The sequence below is a fragment of the Mucilaginibacter sp. genome, assembly GCF_036383575.1.
Taxonomy (GTDB): domain Bacteria; phylum Bacteroidota; class Bacteroidia; order Sphingobacteriales; family Sphingobacteriaceae; genus Mucilaginibacter.
This window is the reverse complement of sequence record NZ_DASVOB010000252.1, coordinates 1-5,162: the sequence shown is the minus strand read 5'-3', so window position 1 is coordinate 5,162 and position 5,162 is coordinate 1. Positions and strand designations below refer to the sequence as shown.

Below are 5,162 nucleotides of genomic sequence, written 5' to 3'. Positions count from 1 at the left end.
TGCCCGTATCCAACAGTGGGTATAGATGACCGGTAAAATTAATACGATATTGAATGAGCGGGAAATCCTGGACAGATTGAAAGATCAGGACCAAAGCGCTTTTACGATCATCTATAACACTTACTCCAAAAAAATTTACCGTTACGCCATTCGTTTTGTAAAATCAAATGACATAGCCGAAGACGCTGTACATGACATTTTTGTTAAACTCTGGAATAGCGCAGCCGATTTGGATATTCAGGTTTCCATTCAATCGTATCTTTACAAGCTGGCTCATAATCATTTGCTCAACCTTATCAGGAGGGAAGCGGTTGAAGGCCGTTACATTGATGAAATAATGAAGAGCGCTGCCGATTTTAGTCAGAATACCGAGGAAACTATCGAGTATCGCGAAACCCTTGCCAAAACCCGGCAGGCTATTGACAATCTGCCTCCGCAGAGAAAACTGATATTTGAAATGGGACGCGGCGAAGGGATGAGTCATAAACAAATTGCCCGCGAACTTAACATAGCCGATAGTACGGTTAACAACCAGATAGTAAAAGCGCTTAAATCTATCAAAGAACACTTGCTGGCTACCGGCGCAATAGTGGGCATGGTGGCTTTTGTCGTCCTTTTAAAAAAATAAAATATTTTTTCACTTGCGATAGTTATACCGCTTAACCTGGGTGTCTTTATCTATGTAGGACATGAACATGGACCAGGAAATCATTTTATTATTGCGTAAATACGTTAACGACAATTGCAATGCAATGGAGTTGGAGCGGGTAAGGCAGATCATTGCGTCGGGAAATAACGATGCCGAATGGGAAGCTGTTTTGCTGGAAGAAACTTTAACTGAAGATACCGGATCTTCGGATACACCGAACTTTAGGCAAAGTGAAGTCTTGAATCGTATAAACCGTAGTATCAAACCGGTTAAAAGGCTGGCCTTTCCGCGTTGGAGCCTGAGCGCTGCAGCTGCAATATTGATAATGCTCTCGGCTGGTTACTTGTTTTTCAGCAACCGAAGTCCTATTTCAAATGATCAACCATTGCTGAGTGTGTCTTCATCAGCAGGGCTGCAAAAAAAAATCACTTTGGCTGATGGCACCGAGGTTACTTTGAATAGCCTGAGTACCCTTCATTATAAGGATATATTTAACGGAGCTAAACGTGAAGTTTATCTGGAGGGAGAAGCTTTTTTTAGTGTGGTACACGATGCTCAACATCCTTTTATAGTACACACCCAAAGATTAAACGTTCAGGTATTGGGAACTTCATTTAATGTAAGCGCTTATACCCACGACCGGAAAACTACGGTAAGCGTTGCCACCGGAAAAGTAGGGGTAAATGTTTCCAAATCATCCCGCGCAAATATGTTATTGCCCGGCGATAAGCTTAGTTATAACGCCGATAACCAAATTCAAACAGATCGTATCAATCCTGATGATGTGCTGGGCTGGCAAAAAGGTATTCTCATTTTTCACCAGGAAAGCATTCGTGATATAGCGCCGGTATTGGAACGGTATTACGGCGTACATGTTTACTTCGGTAAAAACAACAATCCGGGCAAGCAGGTTACGGCTGCTTTTAAACAGAAAACATTGCCGCAGGTGATGGTTATCCTATCGCAGACAGCCGGATTTACCTATCAACTGACTAATAACGAAATACATATTGATTAAACCCATTAAACAAGGAGGTACAAAAAAGATACTTTACAAAAAGTATGCGCCCCGTTGGAGCAGGGCGCAGAATATCAACTGAATTTGGAGATTCAATTAACAAACATGCAGGTTTTTGACCACCTGCGATAATCAACACTAAAATAATGAAAAAAATATTAAGGTATCAATTTTTGATGCTTGTTTTTATACTGTGCGCAATTGTGCCGCGTGCAGAAGCGCAAAATACCGAACGCGCTATGACATTTAACAGCAGCCAGGTAACACTGCAACAGTTTATAAAGCAGGTAAAAGATCAACAGGGGATTGAATTTACGTTCGATCAGGATGTGAACTCCCTGATGTCGAAAAAAATCACTGTCAGGAAAAAGAAAACAACCGTTGCCGAGGCATTGAAATGGCTTACTGCCGATTTACCCCTTAAGTATAAAGCAATTGATAACTATATCATTCTCAGCATGGCGAATGCTGGTAAAAGTACAGGTGGCAAAGGCCGCATTTCTGGAAAAGTAACTGACGAATCAGGCGAACCTTTACCTGGCGCTACTATCAGCGTGGCAGATGCCGGCGTATCTGTTACTGCCGATAAAGATGGCCTTTTTAATATCCCGGTATCAGCCGGTTCTTATACGCTTGAGGTTACATTTATCTCGTTTCAGAAAGAAGTATTAAAAAACGTACTGGTTGGCGATGATCGTTCGGCTTCGGTTACTATTGTAATGAAAGCCCAGCCTAATTCACTTAACGAGGTTGTTGTTACCGCTTTAGGTATCAAAAAGCGCGAGCGTTCATTGGGTTATGCCAGTGCACAGTTAAGTGCCAAGGATGTAAGTACTGTTCCGCAGCCTAACGTTTTAAATTCGCTTTCGGCGAGGGTTGCCGGTGTAAATGTACGGTCAACAGGTTCTGATCCGGGTTCAAGTGTGATGGTTACTATTCGTGGCCAATCTTCATTAACTAAAGATAACCAGCCTTTGTATGTGATTGATGGGATCCCGGTAGCGCCGGCGCTTCAAAACCCGACTGCCGGTATCGACGGAAAGCAAACTATAGATTATGGCAGTCCCATAGGTGATTTAAGCGCCGATGATATTGCCAGCGTTACTGTATTGAAAGGAGCAAGTGCGGCTGCATTATATGGTAGCAGGGCAGGTTATGGTGTTATCCTGATCACTACAAAATCGGGTGCGGAGAAAAAAGGATTGGGTATCAGCTTTAACTCAACCACCATTTTCGACAAAGCTTACATGTTTCCGCATTTTCAGAATGAATATGGTTCGGGCGATTCGCCGGTTTCCGATAATACCATCAGCACCAGTGCCTGGGGACAGCGTTTAAATACAGGTACCAAACTGGTTCAGTGGAATAGCCCGGTAGGTAGCGACGGTAAACAGATAGCAACCGATTGGGTATCGTATCCTAACCGGGTAAAGGATTTCTTTAAAACCGGCCATACCATTACCAATAATATCGCGGTTTCCAAATCAGGCGAGGCTGGTGATTTCAGGATCTCTTATGCCAATATGCAAAATAAAGGCATCGTTCCTAATACCGATATTAAACGTAATAACCTCAATTTTGCAGGTAACTACAATCTTAAAAAGTCGATAAGGTTAAGCACAAACCTGGCTTATACCAACAACCAGAGCGATAACCGTCCATCAGCTTACAGCGAAAGTGTAACATCTGAAGTTTACAAGCTTACGCCCAACATTAATATCAATGACCTGCGTAATTATTGGGTGCCGGGTAAGGAAGGCCTGAAACAATACAATCCTTTATCAAGTGATGACAACCCGTTTTTAATTGCTTATCAGGAAACTAACGGCTTTAATCGTAACCGTTTAACCGGCCACGTGCAGCTTGCCATTGATCTGTTGTCAAACCTAACGCTTACAGCCCGCACAGGCCTTGATTACTACTCAACCGATCTGAACGAAAAACGTCCGTTCAGTGCCAAACGTAACCCCACAGGTGCTTACCTTACCGAGAATGATTACTTTAAAGAGCAAAACAGCGACTTCCTGTTAACCTACAAATCTAAGATAGGGGATGACTGGAATTATTCTATTTCAGCTGGAGGTAACCAGATGGATCAAAAGGTACGTACCGTACAAAACTATACAGGTACGCTCACCTTACCGGGTATCTACAACCTGTCGAATGCTGCTGCCGGCTCTATGATCTACGCTGAATCGGCCTCGCAAAAACGCATTAATAGTGTTTATGGTTTAGGGGAAATCAGCTATAAGCAATGGGCTTTCCTGAACTTAACTGCACGTAACGACTGGAGCAGCACCTTGCCGGCAGCCAACAACTCTTATTTTTATCCCTCAGCATCATTAAGCCTTATCGCATCTGATTTGCTGGGTATCAAATGGGATAAGCTATCCTATCTTAAACTACGCGGCAATATATCGCAGGTAGGTTCAGATACCGATCCGTACCAGCTTTATAATGTGGTACCTTTTGATACTGATTGGGGCTCAGTAAAAAGGGCATCACTGTCATACGATCAAAAAAACAGTCAGTTAAAGCCCGAAATAGCAACATCATATGAAACCGGTGCCGATATCAGCTTTTTTAACGACAGGCTGGGCGCAAGTTTTACCTGGTATAAAACCAATAACAAAAACCAGATCATTCAGGTGCCAACTACTATTGCTTCGGGTGCCAGCACAAAACTGATCAACGCGGGTAATATCCAAAATTCAGGTATTGAGCTATCATTAAACGCGGTGCCCTTTAAAGGAAAATTTACCTGGCGTACAGATCTGAACTTTACCCGTAACCGCAATAAGGTTGTTTCATTAACTCCGGGTATAACCAATTATTTATTGGGCAGTACAGATGGCAGCAACGTTGAATACCTCATTAAAGAAGGTACTCAAATGGGCGATTTTTACACCCGCAGCTGGAAAAAAGTACCGAGCGGGCCATATGCCGGTCAGCCTTTATTAAATAGCAATGGCTTGCTACAGCAATCAACCGATTTTGAAAAGATCGGCAATTATAACCCTGATTTTATTTTAGGGATCAATAACAGTTTTACTTATGGGCCGGTTACCATGAACGTGCTTGTTGACTGGCGTAAAGGCGGCAGCTATTATTCATACGTAGCTAAAAGCCTTATTGATGATGGTTTTCTGGAAACCACATTACCTGGTCGTGATGCTGCCCATGGCGGTTTAGCCTGGACTGACGGCGACGGTGTGAAAAGAAACGATGGTATGATCATGCCGGGCTATGTGGCTAACGCAGATGGCTCATACAGTGCAAACAAGACCATTATTGCCGCGAGCGATTATTACGACAGCAAGTACTGGAAATATTACCAGAACGATACTTTCAGCGCTACCTACGTGAAACTGAAAGAAGTTTCATTAACCTACACGTTCGATAAAAAGATCATGCGCCATATCCCGTTCATGAGCAACCTGTCATTATCAGCAGTAGGTTATAACCTGTATACCTGGACAGCTGCTAAAATGGGCT

Annotated in this window: 3 protein-coding genes; all 3 read left to right on the top strand. The window is 43.0% G+C overall.

Annotated elements, in window-relative coordinates; genetic code table 11:
- The first annotated feature begins 25 nt into the window (after window positions 1-25).
- Window positions 26-628, top strand: coding sequence for an RNA polymerase sigma-70 factor (locus VF500_RS08980; protein WP_330859354.1), 603 nt, complete (start codon window positions 26-28; stop codon window positions 626-628).
- Window positions 629-695: 67 nt separating this feature from the next.
- Complete coding sequence (locus VF500_RS08975) at window positions 696-1,667, top strand: FecR family protein (RefSeq protein ID WP_330859353.1); 972 nt, start codon at window positions 696-698, stop codon at window positions 1,665-1,667.
- A gap of 146 nt (window positions 1,668-1,813) precedes the next feature.
- On the top strand, window positions 1,814-5,162 hold a 3,349-nt coding region (locus tag VF500_RS08970), incomplete at its 3' end, for a SusC/RagA family TonB-linked outer membrane protein (protein ID WP_330859352.1).